This window comes from Mycobacterium conspicuum, assembly GCF_010730195.1.
Taxonomy (GTDB): domain Bacteria; phylum Actinomycetota; class Actinomycetes; order Mycobacteriales; family Mycobacteriaceae; genus Mycobacterium; species Mycobacterium conspicuum.
In genome coordinates this window covers 1,516,515-1,534,453 of record NZ_AP022613.1, presented here as the reverse complement: position 1 = coordinate 1,534,453, position 17,939 = coordinate 1,516,515, and the positions used below count along the sequence as shown (strand labels likewise).

Annotated in this window: 19 protein-coding genes; 10 read left to right on the top strand and 9 right to left on the bottom strand. The window is 68.2% G+C overall.

The window, feature by feature from the left end:
* The first annotated feature begins 132 nt into the window (after positions 1-132).
* Positions 133-1,359 (top strand): sensor histidine kinase, encoded by a 1,227-nt coding sequence (locus G6N66_RS07400; protein ID WP_085232413.1) that lies wholly within the window; start codon positions 133-135, stop codon positions 1,357-1,359.
* A complete protein-coding gene (locus G6N66_RS07395) occupies positions 1,356-2,021 on the top strand; it encodes a response regulator transcription factor (RefSeq protein ID WP_085232171.1) in 666 nt (221 codons plus the stop codon). Before G6N66_RS07400 ends, G6N66_RS07395 begins: the two co-directional genes overlap by 4 nt.
* On the opposite strand, the gene G6N66_RS07390 is transcribed toward G6N66_RS07395, so the two are convergent.
* Both G6N66_RS07390 and G6N66_RS07385 read right to left on the bottom strand, forming a co-directional pair.
* The gene (locus G6N66_RS07390; RefSeq protein WP_085232172.1) at positions 2,022-2,843 is read right to left on the bottom strand and encodes a mycofactocin-coupled SDR family oxidoreductase; all 822 of its coding nucleotides are present in this window, start codon (positions 2,841-2,843) and stop codon (positions 2,022-2,024) included.
* Positions 2,836-3,738 carry an SDR family NAD(P)-dependent oxidoreductase gene (locus G6N66_RS07385; RefSeq protein ID WP_085232173.1) on the bottom strand — a complete coding sequence of 301 codons (903 nt, stop codon included), beginning with the start codon at positions 3,736-3,738 and terminating at the stop codon, positions 2,836-2,838. Before G6N66_RS07385 ends, G6N66_RS07390 begins: the two co-directional genes overlap by 8 nt.
* 58 nt (positions 3,739-3,796) lie before the next feature.
* On the opposite strand from G6N66_RS07385, the gene G6N66_RS07380 reads away from it, so the two are divergent.
* Genes G6N66_RS07380 through G6N66_RS07365 form a run of 4 tightly spaced genes read left to right on the top strand, consistent with a single transcriptional unit; the run spans position 3,797 to position 7,479 of the window.
* Entirely contained in the window at positions 3,797-4,243 is a 447-nt protein-coding gene (locus tag G6N66_RS07380) for a nuclear transport factor 2 family protein (protein ID WP_085232174.1), read from the top strand.
* 6 nt (positions 4,244-4,249) lie between these two features.
* A complete protein-coding gene (locus G6N66_RS07375; RefSeq protein WP_085232175.1) occupies positions 4,250-5,413 on the top strand; it encodes a sulfotransferase family protein in 1,164 nt (387 codons plus the stop codon).
* Positions 5,406-6,650 (top strand): hypothetical protein, encoded by a 1,245-nt coding sequence (locus tag G6N66_RS07370; protein WP_085232176.1) that lies wholly within the window; start codon positions 5,406-5,408, stop codon positions 6,648-6,650. The genes G6N66_RS07375 and G6N66_RS07370 overlap by 8 nt, the downstream gene beginning before the upstream one ends.
* 1 nt (position 6,651) lies before the next feature.
* Entirely contained in the window at positions 6,652-7,479 is an 828-nt protein-coding gene (locus G6N66_RS07365; protein ID WP_085232177.1) for an oxidoreductase, read from the top strand.
* Here G6N66_RS07365 and G6N66_RS07360 read toward each other — a convergent pair.
* Genes G6N66_RS07360 through G6N66_RS07345 form a run of 4 tightly spaced genes read right to left on the bottom strand, consistent with a single transcriptional unit; the run spans position 7,463 to position 10,304 of the window.
* The gene (locus tag G6N66_RS07360) at positions 7,463-8,365 is read right to left on the bottom strand and encodes an NADP-dependent oxidoreductase (RefSeq protein WP_085232414.1); all 903 of its coding nucleotides are present in this window, start codon (positions 8,363-8,365) and stop codon (positions 7,463-7,465) included. The two genes, G6N66_RS07365 and G6N66_RS07360, sit on opposite strands and share 17 nt — an antisense overlap.
* Positions 8,366-8,370: 5 nt before the next feature.
* On the bottom strand, positions 8,371-9,054 hold the full coding sequence (locus G6N66_RS07355) for a uracil-DNA glycosylase (protein WP_085232178.1): 684 nt from the start codon (positions 9,052-9,054) through the stop codon (positions 8,371-8,373).
* On the bottom strand, positions 9,051-9,341 hold the full coding sequence (locus tag G6N66_RS07350; protein ID WP_085232179.1) for a DUF1330 domain-containing protein: 291 nt from the start codon (positions 9,339-9,341) through the stop codon (positions 9,051-9,053). Before G6N66_RS07350 ends, G6N66_RS07355 begins: the two co-directional genes overlap by 4 nt.
* 9 nt (positions 9,342-9,350) lie before the next feature.
* The gene (locus tag G6N66_RS07345) at positions 9,351-10,304 is read right to left on the bottom strand and encodes a thiamine-phosphate kinase (protein ID WP_232079227.1); all 954 of its coding nucleotides are present in this window, start codon (positions 10,302-10,304) and stop codon (positions 9,351-9,353) included.
* A 25-nt stretch (positions 10,305-10,329) separates the two neighbouring features.
* Here G6N66_RS07345 and G6N66_RS07340 point away from each other — a divergent pair, with 25 nt between their 5' ends.
* Positions 10,330-10,857, top strand: a complete 528-nt coding sequence (locus G6N66_RS07340) for a DUF3515 domain-containing protein (RefSeq protein ID WP_085232416.1) — start codon at positions 10,330-10,332, stop codon at positions 10,855-10,857.
* On the opposite strand, the gene G6N66_RS07335 is transcribed toward G6N66_RS07340, so the two are convergent.
* Positions 10,854-11,963, bottom strand: coding sequence for a D-alanine--D-alanine ligase family protein (locus G6N66_RS07335; protein WP_085232180.1), 1,110 nt, complete (start codon positions 11,961-11,963; stop codon positions 10,854-10,856). The genes G6N66_RS07340 and G6N66_RS07335 overlap by 4 nt on opposite strands.
* 149 nt (positions 11,964-12,112) lie before the next feature.
* Complete coding sequence (locus tag G6N66_RS07330; RefSeq protein ID WP_085232181.1) at positions 12,113-13,129, bottom strand: NAD(P)H-dependent glycerol-3-phosphate dehydrogenase; 1,017 nt, start codon at positions 13,127-13,129, stop codon at positions 12,113-12,115.
* Between the two features lie 84 nt (positions 13,130-13,213).
* On the opposite strand from G6N66_RS07330, the gene cofC reads away from it, so the two are divergent.
* The 3 genes from cofC (at position 13,214) to mutT1 (ending at position 17,107) form a co-directional block, all read left to right on the top strand.
* A complete protein-coding gene (gene cofC, locus G6N66_RS07325) occupies positions 13,214-13,885 on the top strand; it encodes a 2-phospho-L-lactate guanylyltransferase (RefSeq protein WP_085232182.1) in 672 nt (223 codons plus the stop codon).
* A 63-nt stretch (positions 13,886-13,948) separates the two neighbouring features.
* Positions 13,949-16,126, top strand: a complete 2,178-nt coding sequence (locus G6N66_RS07320; RefSeq protein ID WP_085232417.1) for an RNA degradosome polyphosphate kinase — start codon at positions 13,949-13,951, stop codon at positions 16,124-16,126.
* Positions 16,127-16,159: 33 nt separating this feature from the next.
* A complete protein-coding gene (gene mutT1 / locus G6N66_RS07315) occupies positions 16,160-17,107 on the top strand; it encodes an 8-oxo-(d)GTP phosphatase MutT1 (protein ID WP_085232183.1) in 948 nt (315 codons plus the stop codon).
* A gap of 68 nt (positions 17,108-17,175) precedes the next feature.
* On the opposite strand, the gene G6N66_RS07310 is transcribed toward mutT1, so the two are convergent.
* Positions 17,176-17,835 carry an HU family DNA-binding protein gene (locus G6N66_RS07310; RefSeq protein WP_085232184.1) on the bottom strand — a complete coding sequence of 220 codons (660 nt, stop codon included), beginning with the start codon at positions 17,833-17,835 and terminating at the stop codon, positions 17,176-17,178.
* Positions 17,836-17,939 lie beyond the last annotated feature (104 nt).

Sequence of the window (17,939 nt, the reverse complement as noted above, 5' to 3'; positions counted from 1 at the left end):
ACGAACACCGACTCACGGTGCGCGTCGTGCCGAGGTTCGCAATTCGTCTCCTACCACGGGCGGAGAGCGGTGCCGGCTCATTGCGACCCGAGCAGGATGTGGCCGCGCACGCCACTCTTTTACGATGAGGTGATGTGGCATGCCGCAACGGCATATCTGCGGGAACGGGTCCGCCAGCGCAGCGAGCTGATCCCAGTGGGCATCACGTGGTCGTTTCTGATGATCACCGATGCCATCGTGCTCGTCGGCGGGGCGATCGCGACCCTGCAGCGGCCGTCGTCCGACCTGCCCGTCGTGTTGGCCGCGTTCGTGCTCGCCCTCTCGCCCATGCTGGCGTTCGCCGTCCTCAACATCAAGGTCCGTCCCGCGCTGTTGTGGGCGGCGTGGTCGGCGGCCACAGCGGTCATGCTGTTCGCCACGTCGACGCCGGTACATGCGGACTTCGCGCCGTCCTTGCTGGTGTTGATGGTTGGAGCGGTCGGCGCATTGAGCTCCGCGCTCGGCGGCTTCCTGGCCGCTCTATCGGCGGCCGCGCTGCTACTCAGCGCTTCCGCGCTGCACCGCCTTGACGCGGTGGTGCTGTACCTGGGTTTCGTGGCCGGGGCGTGGCTGATCGGCTACCTGATGCGCACCCAACGACTGCTGCTGGCCGAGCAGATCCGGGTGCAGGAGACCCTGGCCGAGCACGCCGCGGCCGACGAACGACGCCGCATCGCCCGCGAGGTGCACGACGTCATCGCCCATTCGCTGTCGATCACGCTGCTGCACGTGACCGGCGCCCGGCGGGCGCTGCAACAGGATCGGGACTCGGGCGACATCGACGACGCCGTCGAGGCGCTCGAGCAGGCCGAGCAGCTGGGCCGCCAAGCGATGGCCGACATCCGTCGCACCGTGGGACTACTCGACGACTCGCCGCGGAAAGGGAAGACCACACCCGAACCCGGCGTCGACGACATCGAGGTTCTCGTCGGGGATTTCGAGCGGGCCGGCCTGGCCGTCGCGCTGCACATCGACGGGTCGACCCGGCACGTGTCGGGGGCCGTTGGACTTGCCCTGTACCGCATCGTTCAAGAGTCGCTGGCCAACATCGCCAAACACGCCCCTGACTCGAAATCTGCTGTGGGACTGACGATCTCGACGGACTCGGCCCGGCTCGCCGTCACCAACCGGCTGCCCGCCACCGTGGCGGTCACCGCATCGCCGGAAGGGCGCGGCCTGCGTGGCATGCGCCAGCGAGTCGAGCTGCTCGGCGGCGTGATCGAAGCCGGCCCCACCACCGAGGGGTGGTCGGTGCGCGCCGAGATACCCCTGCACGACGGGAACGGCGGTTGGCGTCCGCCATGGTGCTCCACAACATGACGGACGAATCACCCGACGTCGCCGTGCTGCTCGTCGACGATCAGGACCTGGTGCGCTCCGGGCTGCGCCGAATCCTGCGCCGCAAGGACGGTTTCAACGTCATCGCCGAATGCGCCGACGGCGACGAGGTGCCCGACGCCGTTGCCCGCCACCAACCCGACATCGTCGTGATGGACCTGCGGATGCGTCGAGTCGACGGCATCGAAGCGACGCGGCGACTGGCCGGGCTCGCCGGCGCCCCGCCGGTGCTGGCGCTGACCACCTTCAACGAGGACGAGCTGCTCTCCGGCGCATTGCGTGCCGGGGCGGCGGGTTTCGTGCTCAAGGACTCGTCGGCCGAAGAGCTGATCCGCGCGGTGCGGGCCGTCGCCCGGGGCGACAGCTACCTGGATCCCGCCGTCACCGCACGCGTGCTCACCACGTACCGCAAGGCGGCCGCGGCCCGGGATAGAAGCGACATCGCCGAACTGACCAGCCGCGAGCTCGACGTGCTGACCCTGATCGGAAAAGGCTTGTCCAACAACGAGATCGCCGACGAACTGTTCATCTCCGGCGTCACGGTCAAAAGCCACATCGGCCGCATCTTCGGAAAGCTCAACCTGCGCGACCGCGCCGCGGCGATCGTCTACGCCTACGACAACGGCATCGTCGCGCCGCGCTGATCACATGATGGTGTGCCCGGCGTCCACCGGTATCGCCACGCCGGTCACATACCGCGAACGCGGGCTGACCAACCACAGCACCGCCTCGGTGACGTCTCGCGCCTCCACCAACGGCACGCCCGGGAGCAGCATCCCCGAGATCGCCGGATTGGGACGCTCCAGCATGCTGTTGACCACGAAGTCGTTGAGGATCATCGGCGTCGCGACACCGCTCGGATTCACCGAATTGACCCGAATCCTGTGCGGCGCATAGGCATTCGCCGCCGAACGCATCAGGCCCACCACGCCGTGCTTGGACGCGGCGTAGGCGAACATCGCGGCGCTGCCGTCGCCGCCCTTGCCGGTCAGCCCCTGCGACGAACTGATCAGCACGACCGAGCCGCCGCGGCCCTTGCGGATGATCGACGGCACCGTCGCGATCATGGTGTGCCACACACCCTTCAGGTTGGTGTCGACGATCGTGTTGAACACCGGTTCGGAGCGTTCATCGGGGTCGCCGATCGCCACCACCCCGGCGTTGGCGATGACGATGTCGATCTCGCCGACCTCGTCGATGCCCGCCTGCACCCCGGCTTCCAGCGCGGCCCGGTCCCGCACGTCGGCGACGACGGGTACCGCCTTGCGCCCCGCGGCTTGCACCAACCGCACGGTCTCGTCGAGGTCGGCCTTGGTGCCCAGCTGGTACGGAATCGAATCGATGTCGGCGCAGATGTCCACGGCGATGATGTCGGCGCCCTGTTCGGCGAGCGCCACCGCGTGGCTGCGGCCCTGGCCGCGCGCCGCACCCGTGATAACGGCGACCGTGTCGTCGAGTTCACCCATGAGCGGGAACCTCCAGCTTGGTGCCGGTCTCGTGTTCGGCGAAGGCCACCAGGCGGGCGGCGGTGTCGTAGTCGCAGGCCAGCTGCGTGCGGCCGATCAGCACCGGGCCGCCGCGCAGGCCGAACCGGCCGCTCACCCCGACGTAGCTGCCCGGGGGGATCGGCTCACTGATGCAGTACAGCGTCGGCGCCGCCCCTTCGTCGATGTCGTTGGCCAGCCGGTCGGCCACCGCCTTGACGGCCTTGTGCGACAACGACATCAGCGGCGAGTCGGACAGATGCGACAGGTTCGAGGCCACCCACCCCGGATGCGTGAGCTGGCTGACGATCGGCGAGCCGGCGGCGCGCAGCCGGCGGTCCAGCTCGAGCCCCCACAACATCACGGCGAGCTTCGACTGCCCGTAGGCGCCCAACCTCGACCACTTGTCGCGGCGCAGATGCAGGTCGTCGGTGTGCAGCGTCGCCGACCGGTGCGCGTCGGAGCCGACGTTGATGATCTGCGAACGCACCCGCGGCAGCAGCAGATTGGTCAGCGCGAACGGCCCGAGCAGGTTGGTGCCCAGCGTCATCTCGAAGCCGTCGACGGTGTCGGTGCGCCGATCGGTCAGGGTGCCGGCGTTGTTGATCAGGATGTCGATCGGCCCGTCGATCAGATCGGGAAAGGCGTGCACCGACGACTGGTCGGCGAGGTCGAGCTTGACCACCGTCGTGTTGCCGCCCATCTCGGCCGCCCGTTGCTCACCCAAGTCGGTGTTGCGCACGGCCAGGATGACGTGGGCGCCGGCTCTGGCCAGCGCACGCGCCGTGCCGAGCCCGACGCCGTTGGTCGCGCCCGTCACGATGATTGTTTTGCCGGTGAGGTCGCCGAGCCGGCTGGGCGTCCAGGGTAAGGTCACGGCACCAAGATTAATAGTATGGCTAACCGCCGGGCCGACAGGCAGGAGTGAATCGGACGTGAGCGACAGCGCAACAGCGATCACCAACCTGATCTACACCTACGCCGAACTCATCGACGGCGGCGATCTGGACGGCGTGGCGCGGCTGTTCGAGCACGGCCGCATCTGCGGCGTCGAGAACGGTCCGCCCGAGACGGTGTTCGCCGGCACCGCCAGGGTGCGGGAAATGTACGAGATGGCCACCCGCATCTACGAGGACGACGGCACCCCCAAGACCCACCACAACACGACCAACGTGCAGCTGTACATCGACGAGGAGGCGGGGACGGCCCGCAGCACGTCCTACTACTGCGTCACGCAGGCCACCCCCGATCTGCCGCTGCAGGTGATCGTCACCGGGCATTACAAGGACACCTTCCACCGCATCGACGGTGTGTGGTGGTTCGACAGCCGCACCATGTTCGTCGACCAGGTCGGCGACACCAGCCACCACTTGAAGTTCTGAAGGCCCGTGTTCGAGATCGCGGCCATCCTGGCCGATGCGCAACGCAAGGAATCGCTGACCGATTGGGGGCCGGGCGAATTCGAACGCCCGCTGAGCGTGCTGCTGGCCGACTACCCGCACGCCGAGCTCAACGCGATCGGGGCGCACATTCTGCGGTCGGGCATCGTGCACAGCTTGCGGATGCGGTTGCGCACCCAGGAGTGGATCCGCCGCCACCCGGAGATCCTCGAGGAGAAGGTGGCCGCGCCGATCGTCGTGGTCGGGATGATGCGCAGCGGAACCACGCTGGCCCAGCGCCTGCTGGCCGCCGATCCGCGGTTCATCTGCGCGTACGGCTGGGAGGTGGTCGAGGTCGCGCCGCGGCTCGACCACCAATTCATCGGTGTCGATCCGCGCATCGCCATCAGCGAGGCGCGCGAGGCCAAATCTCGCGAGCTGGCGCCGGACCTGTTCGCCATCCACCCGATGTACGCGCGCGAACCCGAGGAAGAGATCGTTTTTCTGGCCGACGCCTTCCTGTCGCATGTCCCCGAGTCGGGCGCCAACCTTCCGCACTACCGCTCCTGGCTCGACGAGCAGGACTTCACTCCCGCCTACGACTACCTGCATCGCATGCTGCAGTTCCTGCAATGGCAGAAGCGGCAGCAGGGCGTGCATGGGCAGCGCTGGGTGCTCAAGTCGCCGGCGCACCTCGGTTACCTGGACCTGCTGCGGGCCCAATTTCCCGGTGTGCACATCGTGCACATGCATCGCGATCCGCGCACCACGATCGCCTCGGGCGCCAGCCTCAACGCGACCCTGCACGCGATGCACGCCGACACCGTCGACCCGCATCGGGTGGGCGCGCAGTGGCTGCAGCGGATGGGCTGGACCAACGATCGCGCAATGGCGGTGCGCGACAGCTGGTCCGACGCCGTCGTCACCGACATCGAATTCGACGACGCGGTGGCCGACCCGATCGGGCAGGTGGCCCGCGTCTACGACGCGATCGGCATGCCGCTGACCGCGGAGGCCGAGGCGGCGATGCGGCGTTGGCTGGATGAACGTCCCCGCGAGGCGGCGCGCCCGGCGTACCGGCTGCAAGACTACGGTCTGCTCCCCGAGCAGGTCGATGAGCGATTCACGTTGTACAACAAGCGTTTTAGACCGAAGGAGTCCGGCAATGGTTGATGATCCTGTCGCGACAAGGTCGCAGCACCAGCAGGAGCTGGCGGCCCTCGATTTGATCGAGCACCCCACCGTCAAGGCCGCCTATCAAAGCGTCGCCGAGACCTGGCTGAGCCGCGCCAAGGCATCCGACGCGATGCGCGAGCGGTTCGACGACGCTTTCGCCGAGGTGATGTTCTCGGCGGCGGTGTGGTCGAGTAACCAAGACAAGCTGCGGCCCAAGGTCAGCTGCATCACCCGGCTGGCGCACCCGGTGGACGGCCGGCGCATTCCCGGATCACGTTGGGGCATCGACAATCCCGACAGCGTCTACCGGGTCATCCCGATCTCCGGCGACGAGCGCTATGAGATCCGCGGCCGGGTCGGCGAACACCGCATGACCGAGAACTATTTCACGCTGTGGGACGCCAACATGGGCACCATCGACGTGCTCAACGGCCGCACCATGCAGGTCGACTCCGACGGCAGCTTCACCATCACCGTCGACGCCGAGCCCGCCAACGGGCGACCCAACCACGTGCAGACCTCGCCGGCGGCTCACGAGTTCTACATCCGCGATGTGCTGCTGGATTGGGGCCGCGACGATCCCAATTACTTTGAGGTGCAACGACTCGGCGGCCCCCCGGTAGCGCCGGCACGCACGCTCGACGAGCAGGCCGAAGCGACCGCGGCGATGATGGCCCACTTCGCGAATTTCACCGGCAAGCTCAGCCACGGCGTGTACAAGATGCCGGCCAACGAGTTCAACCTGGCGTGGTCGGCCGACAAGGTCGGCGCGATGCGCAACCAGGTTTACGTCATGGGCCGCTTCGACCTGGCCCCTGACGAGGCGTTCGTCGTCGACCTTAACGACGGCGGCGCCGAGTACTTCACCGTGCCGCTGAGCAACATCTGGGGCACCACACTGGAACTCGTGGACCGCACCGGCAGCCTGAACAAGGCGCAGTCGGTGCCCAACGGGGACGGCAGCTACACCTACGTGATCTCCCCCGTCGACCCCGGCGTGGCGAACTGGATCGACTCCGACGGCCTGCGGGAAGCCATCCTGACGCTGCGGATGGCGGAGTTCGGCGAGGCGGGTCCCCGCCCGGACCTGGGCGCGCGCGGGCGGGTGGTCAAGCTGGACCAGCTCGATACCGAGGTGCCGCATCTCCCGCGGGTGACGCCGCAGCAGCGCGCGACCGAGCTTGCCGAACGCCGCAAGGCCTATCTGCGCCGCCTGCCGGAAGGGACGGCCTGAGATGGCGCGCTGGCTGATCACCGGTTGTTCCACCGGATTTGGCCGCGAAATCGCGCGCGCCGCACTGGAAGCCGGCCACAGCGTGGTGGTGACCGCGCGCCGCGCCGACGCGGTGGCCGATTTCGCCGACGAATTCCCGGATCGGGCCCTGGCCGTGGCGCTGGACGTCACCGACGCCGGCCAGGTGGCGGCCGCGGTGTCGGCGGCCGAAGACGCGTTCGGTGGGATCGACGTGCTGGTCAACAACGCGGGCCACGGCTACCTGTCCGCGGTGGAAGAGGGCGAGGACGCCGAAGTCCGAAAGCTGTTCGACGTCAACTACTTCGGCGCCGTCGACATGATCAAGGCCGTACTGCCGGCGATGCGTGCGCGCGGCTCCGGTCACATCATCAACATGTCGTCGATGACCGGCCTGGTGGCCAACCCGCCGAACGCCTACTACTCGTCAACCAAATTCGCGCTGGAGGCGGTGACCGAAGCGCTCGCCACCGAGGTGCGGCCGCTGGGCATCAAGGTGACCGCCATTGAACCGGGCGCCTTCCGTACCGACTGGGCGACCAGATCGATGAAGGAATCGGCCACCCCGATACCCGATTACGCCGACGTCAAGGCGCGCAAGGACCTGATCAAGCAGTTCGCCGATCACCTGCCCGGCGATCCGCGCAAGGTCGCCGAGGCGGTGCTAATGGTGACCAAACTCGACGATCCCCCGCTGCGGTTGTTGCTGGGCCGCGACGTGCTCAAGGCCATGCGCGACAAGATCGCCGCGACGTCGGCGTCGATCGAGGAATGGAAGGCTGTGACGAAGGACGTCAACTTCCCGGCTTGACTTCGAGCACGGTCTTGCCGGCGCGCCGGTTTCGGCGCTGGCCGCTTTCGAATGCCTGCCGACCCTCGGCCAGCGGGAACGTCTCGGCGATCGGCACCCGCAGCCGGCCGCTGTCGACCAGCCCGGCCAGCTCGGCGAGCTGGTCACGATTGGGTGTGACGACGAAAAACGTTGCCGTCACACCCTCCGGCGGGGGCGCCGACAGCGTGATCAGCCGCCCGCCGGGGCGCAGCACGGCGCAGGACCGCGGCAGGATCTCGCCGCCGACGCTGTCAACGATCACGTCGTAGGGCCCGCTGTCTTCGAAGGATTCGGCGCGCACGTCGATCACCCGCTGGGCGCCGAAGCCGCGGACCAGCTCGGTGGCGTCGCTGCGGATGGTGGCGGTCACGTTCGCGCCGAAAATGGCGGCCAATTGCACCGTCAGCGCACCGACTCCGCCCGCCCCGCCGTGCACCAACACCGACTCCCCCGGCCGCACCGCGGCCTGGTCGACCAGCGCCTGCAGCGCGGTCAGCCCGGCTAGCGGCAGCGCCGCCGCCTCGGCGTGCGACACGGTCGACGGCTTGGCGGCCAACTGGGCGGCCGGGACCGCGACAAACTCGGCCGCCCCACCATCGCGGTCAAAGTCGACCAACCCGTAGACGGCGTCGCCTGGCTTGAATTCTGTTACACCGGAAGCGATTTCGCTGACCACGCCGGATATTTCGTGGGACAGGATCGCCGGGTTTCGAGCCCAGGTTTCGTCCCAGGTCAACTCGTCGAAGGTGATGGCCGCGGCGTGCACCGCCACCAACACCTCGCCCACGGCGGGGACTGGCACCGGCGCCTGCTCGACCACCAGCACCTCCGGCCCGCCCCGGCGGTGTGCGCGCAGCGCCGTCATCTCGCTCATGGCAGGCGCCAATCGATCGGTTCGGCGCCCATCTGCGCCAACAGCTCGTTGGCGCGGCTGAACGGTCGCGAGCCGAAGAACCCCCGCGACGCCGACAGCGGCGAGGGATGCGGCGATTCGATCGCGACACAGTCACCTTCGGCCAGCATCGGCTTGAGGGTGGACGCGTCGCGGCCCCACAAGATCGCCACCATCGGCTGCGAACGCGCAACCAGCGCGCGAATCGCGCACTCCGTGACGGCTTCCCAGCCCTTGCCCCGATGCGACGCCGGGTAGCTCGGCCGCACGGTCAGCACCCTGTTCAACAGCATCACCCCCCGCTCGGCCCAGGGCGTCAAATCGCCGCACGAGGGCGGCGGATGCCCCAGATCGGCAGAGTACTCGCTAAAGATGTTCTCTAGGCTGCGGGGCAGTGGCCGCACCTCCGGAGCCACCGAGAAGCTCAGTCCCACCGCGTGCCCGGGCGTCGGGTAGGGATCCTGCCCGACGATCAGCACCCGCACCTTGTCGAACGGAAAGGTGAAGGCGCGCAACACGTTAGGGCCCGCCGGCAGATACCGGCGCCCAGCCTCGATCTCGGCCCGCAGGAACTGGCCCATCTGGGCGACGTGGTCCGCCACCGGCTCCAGCGCGGCCGCCCAGCCCTGCTCGACGAGCTCGCGGAGCGGGCGCGCCGTCATCGCAGCCCCTTCGCCAGCAGCACGACCGTGTCGGCGCCCGCCCGCCGGTCCCGTGAGATTTGCTGATATTCGGGCGATTCCGCCCACCGCCGAAAGGCCGCCTCGTCAGGAAAAGACATCAGCACCACCTTCTCCCGGTCCCACTGCCCCTCCACCACCTCGGGCGACTCGTCGGCCGCCAGCAGGGTGCCCTGGTGACGGGCGAACACCTCCATGAAGCTGGCCTGGTAGCGGTCGTAGGCCGCCCGGTCGGTGAACCTCAACTGGGCGATCGCGTACACGGTCACCGGCCAACCCTACTGTCCAAAGGACTGCCAGCCCGCATTCCCACGCCACGGTTCGCCGTCGACGAGCAATCGGGCCGGCCCGTCGAGCACGCGCCCGATGACGCGCCAGCCGTCGGGCACCGCGCCGGCGAAACACGCCGCCAGCGCGTGGTCTTCGCCGCCGGACAACACCCAGGACCACGGGTCGGCGCCCGCCGCCGCCCCGGCGTCCACCAGCGCGTCGTGGTCGGCGGCCAACCCGGCGCGGAACAGCTCGATGCCCACCCCGGACGCGTCGGCGACGTGCCCCAGGTCGGCGATCAGACCGTCGGAGACGTCGATCATCGCCTGGGCCCCGGCGACCGCCGCCACCGCGCCCTGCCCATAGGGCGGCCGCGGCACCAGATGGCGCCGGCGTAACTCGTCGAAGCCCGCAATATCGTTGTGCCACAAGGCGTATCCGGCGGCCGAGCGACCCAGGTCCCCGGCCACCGCAACCGTTGATCCGGCCGTGGCCCCCGACCGCAACACCGGCGCGCGGCCGTCCAGGTCGCCGAGCACCGTCACCGACAGCACCCACTGCGGGCAGCTGACCAGGTCGCCGCCGACGATGCCGGCGCCGAGCCGCTGCGCCTCCTCCCACAAGCCGTCGACCAGCTCATCCACCTGCGCTGTCGGCGTCTCGCCGGGCGCCCCGAAGCCCGCCACGAACGCGACGGCCCGCCCGCCCATGGCCTCGATGTCCGCCGCGTTCTGGGCGATCGCCTTGCGGCCGACGTCATGGGGTGTCGACCAGTCCAGCCGGAAGTGGCGATCCTGCACCAGCACATCGGTGGACACCACGGCGCGGCCATCGCCGGCCGCCACCACCGCCGCGTCATCGCCCGGCCCCACCGCGACCTCGACCGGCTGGCGGCGGCCCCGCACCAGCCGGTCGATGACGGCGAATTCGCCGAGCTGCCGCAGCGTCGGGGACTCACCCACGGCGCCAGTGTATGAGAATCGACAAATGGCAGGTGATCCAGGAGATGCGGGCGCTCCGCCACGGGCGCTGATCATCGCCGCGATCGCGCTCGCCGTGGTGGCGATCGGCGTGATCCTGGTCATCGCCGCAACCCGTCAGGCGCCGTCGCGGCCGCTTGCCCTGCCCGGCGTGCCCGCGCCGCACGCAACCGACGGCGCGTGCCAGGCGCTGCAGCGGGCCTTACCCGAAAAGCTCGGCGACTACCAGCGCGCACCGTTGGCGCAACCCGCGCCCGAGGGCGCGACCGCCTGGCGGGCAGGGCCCGACAGCGAGCCGGTGGTGCTGCGCTGCGGGCTCGACCGCCCGGCCGAGTTCGTGGTGGGCTCGCCCATCCAAATGGTCGACCGGGTGCAATGGTTTCGGGTGGACAAGTCCTGGTACACGGTGGACCGGCCGGTGTACATCGCGCTGACGCTGCCGTCGGGGTCGGGGCCAACGCCCATCCAGGAGCTCTCCGAGGTGATCGACCGCACCATCGCGGCGGTGCCGATCGATCCCGGGCCGGTCGGCTAGCGCAGTCCGGCGCCGCGCGCCAACGCGGTCTGGACCATGGTGGCCAGCAGGGTCGGATAGTCGACGCCGCTCGCGGCCCACATCCGCGGGTACATCGAGATCGTGGTGAAGCCCGGCATCGTGTTGATCTCGTTGATCACCGGCCCGTCGTCGGTGAGGAAGAAATCGACGCGGGCCAGGCCCTGGCAATCGATGGCGCGAAACGCGCGGATCGCCAATTGGCGCACCGCGTCGGCGATGTCGTCATCGATCTTGGCGGGCACGTCCAATTCGGCTGCGTCGTCGAGGTATTTGGTGGCGAAGTCGTAGAAGGAATCCTCCCGGCCCCTCACCCCGGCGACCCGGATCTCGCCCACCGTGCTGGCTTGCACTGTGCCGTCGGGCATTTCGAGCACGCCGCACTCCAGCTCGCGCCCGATGATCGCCGCCTCCACAATCACTTTCGGGTCGTGGCGGCGCGCGTCGGCGATCGCGGCGGGCAGCTGGTCCCAGCTCGACACCCGGTTGACTCCGATCGACGAACCGCCCCGCGCCGGCTTGACGAACACCGGCAGACCTAGGCGTTCGCATTCGCCGGAGTCCAGCGTCGCGCGCGAGGGCCGCAGCACCGCGTGCGCGCCGACCGGAAGTCCCTCGGCGACGAGCAGCTTCTTGGTGAATTCCTTGTCCATGCCGGTGGCACTGGCCAGCACCCCGGCACCGACGTAGGGCACCCCGGCGAGTTCGAGCAGCCCCTGGATCGTGCCGTCCTCGCCGTAGGGGCCGTGCAACACCGGGAACACCACGTCGACCGACGCCAGCACCTCGCTGGCTCCAGGCTGTAGCGACACCAACTGACCGCTGCGCCGCGGATCGGCGGGCAGGGCCAACTCGGTGCCCGATTGCGAGCTCACCGCGGGAAGCTGCCGGTTGGTGATCGCCAGGGCATCCGGGTCACCGTCGGTGAGCACCCACGAACCCTCCGGGGTGATGCCGATCGCCACCACCTCGAACTTTTGCGGGTCGAGGTTGCGCAAAATGCTGCCCGCCGACACGCAGGAGATGGCGTGCTCGTTGCTGCGGCCGCCGAACACGACGGCGACGCGCACACGTCCGGAGGCAGTCACAACCTAGAGAGGCTACCGGGTGGGGACACCGGAAGTCGGGTTGGCGGCGTCAACCTGGCGTTTTGCCGGCGAGACCGCGTCCGGGGGCATCGAGACTGCGTCCAGCGCGGATTTTCGGCGGAAATGACGCGCTGGGCGCAGTCTCGGCGCTACTCGGGCTTGGTGCTGCGGCCCAGCAGCAGGGCCATCGCTTCATTGACGGAAAGCCCCTTGTGGCACACCCGGTACACGGCGTCGGTCAGCGGCATCTCGACGTCGTAGCTGGCCGCCAGCGCCAGCACGGATTCGCACGACGTCACGCCCTCGACGACGTGGCCGTCTTTTTGCACTGCCGACTCCATGGTCGCGCCGCGCCCCAGGCGTTCGCCGAACGAGCGGTTCCGCGACCGCGGCGAGGTGCAGGTGGCCACCAGGTCGCCCACCCCGGCCAGGCCGGCCAGCGTCGCGCCCTTGGCGCCCAGCGCGATCCCCAGTCGCATGATCTCCGCCAGGCCGCGGGTGATGATCGCCGCCGCGGTGTTTTCGCCGAGGCCGACGCCGGCCGCCATGCCGCAGGCCAACGCGATGACGTTTTTGCACGCCCCACCGATCTCGGTGCCGACCACGTCGCTGTTGGTGTACGGGCGGAAGTACCCGCTGTTGAGCATCCGCTGCACGGCGACGGCGCGGCCGGAGTCGCTGCACGCCACCACGGTGGCGGTCGGTTGGCACTCGGCGATCTCACTGGCCAGGTTCGGCCCCGAGATCACCGCGACGCGCGACGGGTCGGCGGCCGTCACCGCAACGATGACCTGACTCATCCGCATCAGCGTGCCCAGCTCGATGCCCTTGGCCAGACTGATCAGCGTCGCGTCGTGCGCGAAGAAGCCTTTCCAGTTCTCCAGATTGGCCCGCATCGTCTGCGCGGGCACGGCCAGCAGCACGGTGGTCACGCCGCTCAGCGCCTCTTCGGCATCGGCGGTGGCACGGACACCCGGCGGCAGCAACGCGCCGGGCAGGTACGCCGGGTTGCGGCGGGTGGTGTTGATCTGCTCCGCGATCTCCGCCCGGCGGGCCCACAACCGCACCGTGGTTTCCGGGCCACCCGCCTCCCCGAGCACCTTGGCCAGCGCGGTGCCCCAGGCCCCGGCGCCCATCACCGCCACGGTGCCTTCCGTGCTGGCCATCTGCCCTCCCGCGTTCCGCTGTCCAGATCACGCTAGCTTGCAGCACGCGCGAGGGATAAACGGCCGCGCTGGCAGGATGGCGTCATGAACGGCACACGGGCCGACGAGCCGGACGTCGGCTTGATCATCGCCGTCAAGCGGCTGACGGCCGCCAAGACCAGGCTGGCGCCGGTCTTTTCGGCGCGCACCCGAGAAAACGTGGTGCTGGCCATGCTGGTGGACACCTTGACCGCGGCGACGCGCGCCGGATCTGTGCGCTCCATCACCGTCATCACGCCCGACGAAGCCGCGGCAGCCGCGGCCAGCGAGCTCGGCGCCGCGGTGCTGGCCGACCCGACGCCCGAAGGCCACGCCGATCCACTGAACAACGCGATCGCCGCCGCCGAACGTGCAATCGCCGATGCGGACCCCAGCGTCTCGAATCTTGTTGTGCTGCAAGGGGATTTACCGGCGTTGCAGCCGCAGGAACTGTCCGAGGCCGTCGCCGCCGCGCGACATCATCGGCGCAGTTTCGTCTCCGACCGACTGGGCACGGGAACCTCGGCGCTGTTCGCGTTCGGGACCACACTGGACCCTCAGTTCGGCCCGGACTCGTCCGCGCGGCACCGCCGTTCGGGCGCGATCGAGCTGACGGGCGCGTGGCCCGGCCTGCGCTGCGACGTCGACACCCCCGCCGACTTGGCGGTCGCCCGACGACTCGGGGTCGGGGCCGCGACCGCGCGGGCCATCGCCGCGCCGCCGGCCCCAGCAAAGTAGCTAAGCGGTAAACGCCGCGCTAACTGCGCATGGATGTCCGTTCTGATCTGGCCGCACATGCGGGTGATGAGGAATGATCGCATCGTGACCGATATCGAAGCTCAGGCGCGCGCCGACGAATCCGAGTGGCACCCGGACGAATCCGCGCTCGCGGCGCCCCCGGCCGCGACCCCCGCCGCTCGCCACGACCAGCTGCCGGATGATCGCTACCTGAATCGGGAATTGAGTTGGCTGGACTTCAACGCGCGGGTGTTGGCGCTGGCCGCCGACAACTCACTGCCGCTCTTGGAGCGCGCCAAGTTCCTCGCGATTTTCGCGTCCAACCTCGACGAGTTCTACATGGTCCGGGTGGCCGGCCTCAAGCGCCGCGACGAGATGGGGCTGTCGGTCCGCTCGGCCGACGGTCTGACACCGCGTGAGCAGCTGGCCCGCATCGGCGAACAGACGCAACAGATCGCGACCCGGCATGCCCGGGTGTTTCTGGATTCGGTGCGACCGGCGCTGGCCGAGGAAGGCATCTATATAGTCACGTGGGCCGATTTGGGTGAGGCCGAGCGCGAGCAGCTGTCAACCTATTTCAACGAGCAGGTCTTCCCGGTGCTGACCCCGCTGGCCGTCGACCCCGCGCACCCGTTCCCATTCGTGAGCGGGTTGAGCCTGAACCTCGCGGTCACGGTGAAGCAGCCCGACGACCAAGGTCAGCATTTCGCCCGAGTCAAGGTGCCCGACAACGTCGACCGGTTCGTCGAATTGGAAAGCCATGGCGCCGAGGGGCAGGTTCGCTATCTGCCGATGGAGGAGCTGATCGCCGCCTTCCTGCCGGTGCTGTTCCCCGGTATGGAGGTCGTCGAGCATCACGCGTTTCGCATCACCCGCAACGCCGACTACGAGGTTGAGGAGGACCGCGACGAGGACCTCCTGCAAGCGCTGGAACGGGAACTGGCGCGCAGGCGGTTCGGTTCGCCGGTGCGCATCGAGGTCGCCGACGACATGACCGAGAGCATGTTGGAACTGCTGTTGCGCGAACTCGACGTGCACCCCGGGGACGTCATCGAAGTTCCCGGCCTGCTCGATCTGTCCTCGCTGTGGCAGATCTACGGCGTCGACCGCCCGGCGCTCAAAGACCGCACGTTCGTACCGGCGACCAGTCCGGCGTTCGTCGACCGGGAAACGCCCCGCAGCATTTTCGCGACGCTGCGCGAAGGCGATGTACTGCTTCATCATCCGTACGAATCGTTTTCCACCAGCTTCCAGCGATTCATCGAACAGGCCGCCGCCGATCCCAACGTGCTCGCGATCAAGCAGACGTTGTACCGCACCTCTGGTGATTCGCCGATCGTTCGGGCCCTCATCTCCGCCGCCGAAGCCGGAAAGCAAGTCGTGGCAATGGTGGAGATCAAGGCCCGCTTCGACGAACAGGCCAACATCCGCTGGGCGCGCACGCTTGAGCAGGCGGGCGTGCATGTGGTGTACGGCTACGTCGGGCTTAAGACGCACTGCAAGACCTGCCTGGTGGTGCGTCGCGAAGGGTCGGCCATCCGGCGGTACTGCCACGTGGGGACCGGCAACTACAACGGCAAGACCGCGCGGCTTTACGAGGACCTCGGTCTGCTCACGGCGGCACCCGACATCGGTGCCGATCTGACCGACTTGTTCAACTCGCTCACCGGCTACTCGCGCAAGGTGTCCTACCGCAACCTGTTGGTGGCCCCGCACAGCATCCGCACCGGCATCATCGAACGCGTCGAGCGTGAGATCGCCGCCCACCGTGAGGGCGGCGGGGGCCGGATCCGGCTCAAGATGAATTCACTTGTCGACGAACAGGTCATCGATGCGCTGTACCGCGCGTCGCGGGCCGGTGTGCAAGTCGACGTGGTGGTGCGCGGGATCTGCGCGCTACGCCCCGGTGCGGAGGATTACTCGGAGAACATCTCGGTCCGCTCCATCCTCGGACGATTTTTGGAGCACTCGCGGATTATCCATTTCAATCGCATCAACGAGTTCTGGATCGGCAGCGCCGACATGATGCATCGCAACCTCGACCGGCGAGTCGAGGTGCTGGTTCAGGTCAAGGACAATAGGCTCACCACGTATTTGGACGACCTGTTCGAGTCCGCGCTCGACCCGTCCACTCGGTGTTGGGAGCTCGGGCCCGACGGGCAGTGGACCGCGTCGCCACAGGACGGTCAGAGCGTGCGCGACCACCAAGTATCTTTGATGGAGCTGCACACTAGCCCCTAACCGCCCCAGCCGAATTGACCTGCAGGAGTTACTCTGTCGAACCAGAACTCGTCGGCCCGTCGGCGCTCAGGCGCTCGGATCGTCTATGCGGCCGGTGCGGTGTTGTGGCGGCCGGGTGATGTGGACTCGGCGGAGGGCGCCATCGAGGTCGCGGTGATCCACCGTCCCCGCTATGACGACTGGTCGTTGCCCAAGGGCAAAGTAGATCCCGGCGAGACCGCGCCGGTGGCCGCGGTGCGGGAAGTATTCGAGGAGACGGGTCATCGCTGCGTCCTCGGCAGGCGGATCGACGCGGTGAGCTACCCGATCGATCTCGGCATCAAGAAGGTGTACTACTGGGCTGCGCGCAGCGCCGGCGGTGAATTCATTCCCGGCAAGGAGGTCGACGAACTGGTCTGGCTACCGGTCGTCGACGCGATGAAAAAACTCGACTACGCACAGGATCGAAAGGTCTTGCGCAGGTTCGCCAAACAACCGGCGGACACCCAGACGGTGCTGGTGGTCCGGCACGGCACCGCCGGCAGCAAGTCACGCTACTCCGGCGACGACACCAAGCGACCATTGGACAAACGCGGACGCGCCCAAGCCGAAGCGCTGGTTCCGCAACTGCTGGCGTTCGGCGCCACGAAGGTGTACGCCGCCGACCGGGTGCGCTGCGAGCAGACGCTGGAGCCGCTCGCCGCCGAGCTCGGTGTGCGAATCCACACCGAGCGCGCCCTGACCGAAGAGGCTTACGCCAAGAGCCCGAAACGCGGCCGCCACCAGGTGCTGCGGATCGCCGCTCAGGGCGGCACACCCGTGATCTGCTCGCAGGGCAAGGTGATTCCGGACCTGATCGCATGGTGGTGCGACCGCGACGGGGTACGCCCCGACAAAGCGCGCAACCACAAGGGCAGCACGTGGGTGTTGTCGCTGTCGGCCGGCAAACTCATTGCGGCCGACCACATCGGCGGCGCGCTGGCCGCCAACGTGCGGGCCTGACGCACAGATACCCTTCGGCGGCATCGCTGCCACCCGAAGGGTATCTGCGTGTGAGACTTGGCTATCGGTTACCGACGACCGCGGCTTGCGGCCTTCTTGGCGGGAGCCTTCTTCGCCGCCTTCTTGGCCGGGGCCTTGGTTGCGGCCTTGCGCACCGGAGCCTTCTTGGCGACGGTCTTCTTGGCCGGAGCCTTGCGGGCGACGGTCTTCTTAGCCGGAGCCTTGCGGGCGACGGTCTTCTTGGCCGGAGCCTTGCGGGCGACGGTCTTCTTGGCCGGAGCCTTCTTGGCGACGGTCTTCTTGGCCGGAGCTTTCTTGGCGGCGGCCTTCTTGGCCGGAGCCTTCTTCGCCGCCTTCTTGGCCGCTGAGGCCTTCTTCGCCGGAGCCTTCTTGGCCGCCGTGCCGCCAACAACACCACGTTTCACTGCAGGTCCTTCCGCCGGGAGGCGCTGTGCGCCAGCTACAACCGCTTTGAATTGAGCGCCCGGACGAAACGCCGGGACGGACGTCGGCTTTACCTTCACGGTCTCGCCGGTACGCGGATTACGGGCCACACGCGCCGCGCGGCGACGCTGCTCGAACACACCGAACCCGGTAATCGTGACGCTGTCGCCCTTGTGCACCGCACGCACAATGGTGTCAACGACATTCTCGACGGCGGCGGTCGCCTGCCGACGGTCCGAGCCCAATTTCTGTGTGAGCACATCTATGAGCTCTGCTTTGTTCATCCAACCCTCCGAAGCTAGTGGTTCTCGTTTTAGAACCGACTAGCGAACACGGTAAACCCTTACCCAGCTGATTTCCAAGTGCCACGCGCAATTTCAGGCACCTA

What these genes read in the sequence shown, in the direction of transcription:
- G6N66_RS07400 (WP_085232413.1), top strand. Translation starts at nt 133, where the DNA reads ATGTGGCATGCCGCAACGGCATATCTGCGGGAACGGGTCCGCCAGCGC.
- G6N66_RS07395 (WP_085232171.1), top strand. Translation starts at nt 1,356, where the DNA reads ATGACGGACGAATCACCCGACGTCGCCGTGCTGCTCGTCGACGATCAG.
- G6N66_RS07390 (WP_085232172.1), bottom strand. Translation starts at nt 2,843, where the DNA reads ATGGGTGAACTCGACGACACGGTCGCCGTTATCACGGGTGCGGCGCGC.
- G6N66_RS07370 (WP_085232176.1), top strand. Translation starts at nt 5,406, where the DNA reads ATGGTTGATGATCCTGTCGCGACAAGGTCGCAGCACCAGCAGGAGCTG.
- G6N66_RS07365 (WP_085232177.1), top strand. Translation starts at nt 6,652, where the DNA reads ATGGCGCGCTGGCTGATCACCGGTTGTTCCACCGGATTTGGCCGCGAA.
- G6N66_RS07360 (WP_085232414.1), bottom strand. Translation starts at nt 8,365, where the DNA reads ATGACGGCGCTGCGCGCACACCGCCGGGGCGGGCCGGAGGTGCTGGTG.
- G6N66_RS07355 (WP_085232178.1), bottom strand. Translation starts at nt 9,054, where the DNA reads ATGACGGCGCGCCCGCTCCGCGAGCTCGTCGAGCAGGGCTGGGCGGCC.
- G6N66_RS07340 (WP_085232416.1), top strand. Translation starts at nt 10,330, where the DNA reads ATGGCAGGTGATCCAGGAGATGCGGGCGCTCCGCCACGGGCGCTGATC.
- G6N66_RS07330 (WP_085232181.1), bottom strand. Translation starts at nt 13,129, where the DNA reads ATGGCCAGCACGGAAGGCACCGTGGCGGTGATGGGCGCCGGGGCCTGG.
- cofC (WP_085232182.1), top strand. Translation starts at nt 13,214, where the DNA reads ATGAACGGCACACGGGCCGACGAGCCGGACGTCGGCTTGATCATCGCC.
- G6N66_RS07310 (WP_085232184.1), bottom strand. Translation starts at nt 17,835, where the DNA reads ATGAACAAAGCAGAGCTCATAGATGTGCTCACACAGAAATTGGGCTCG.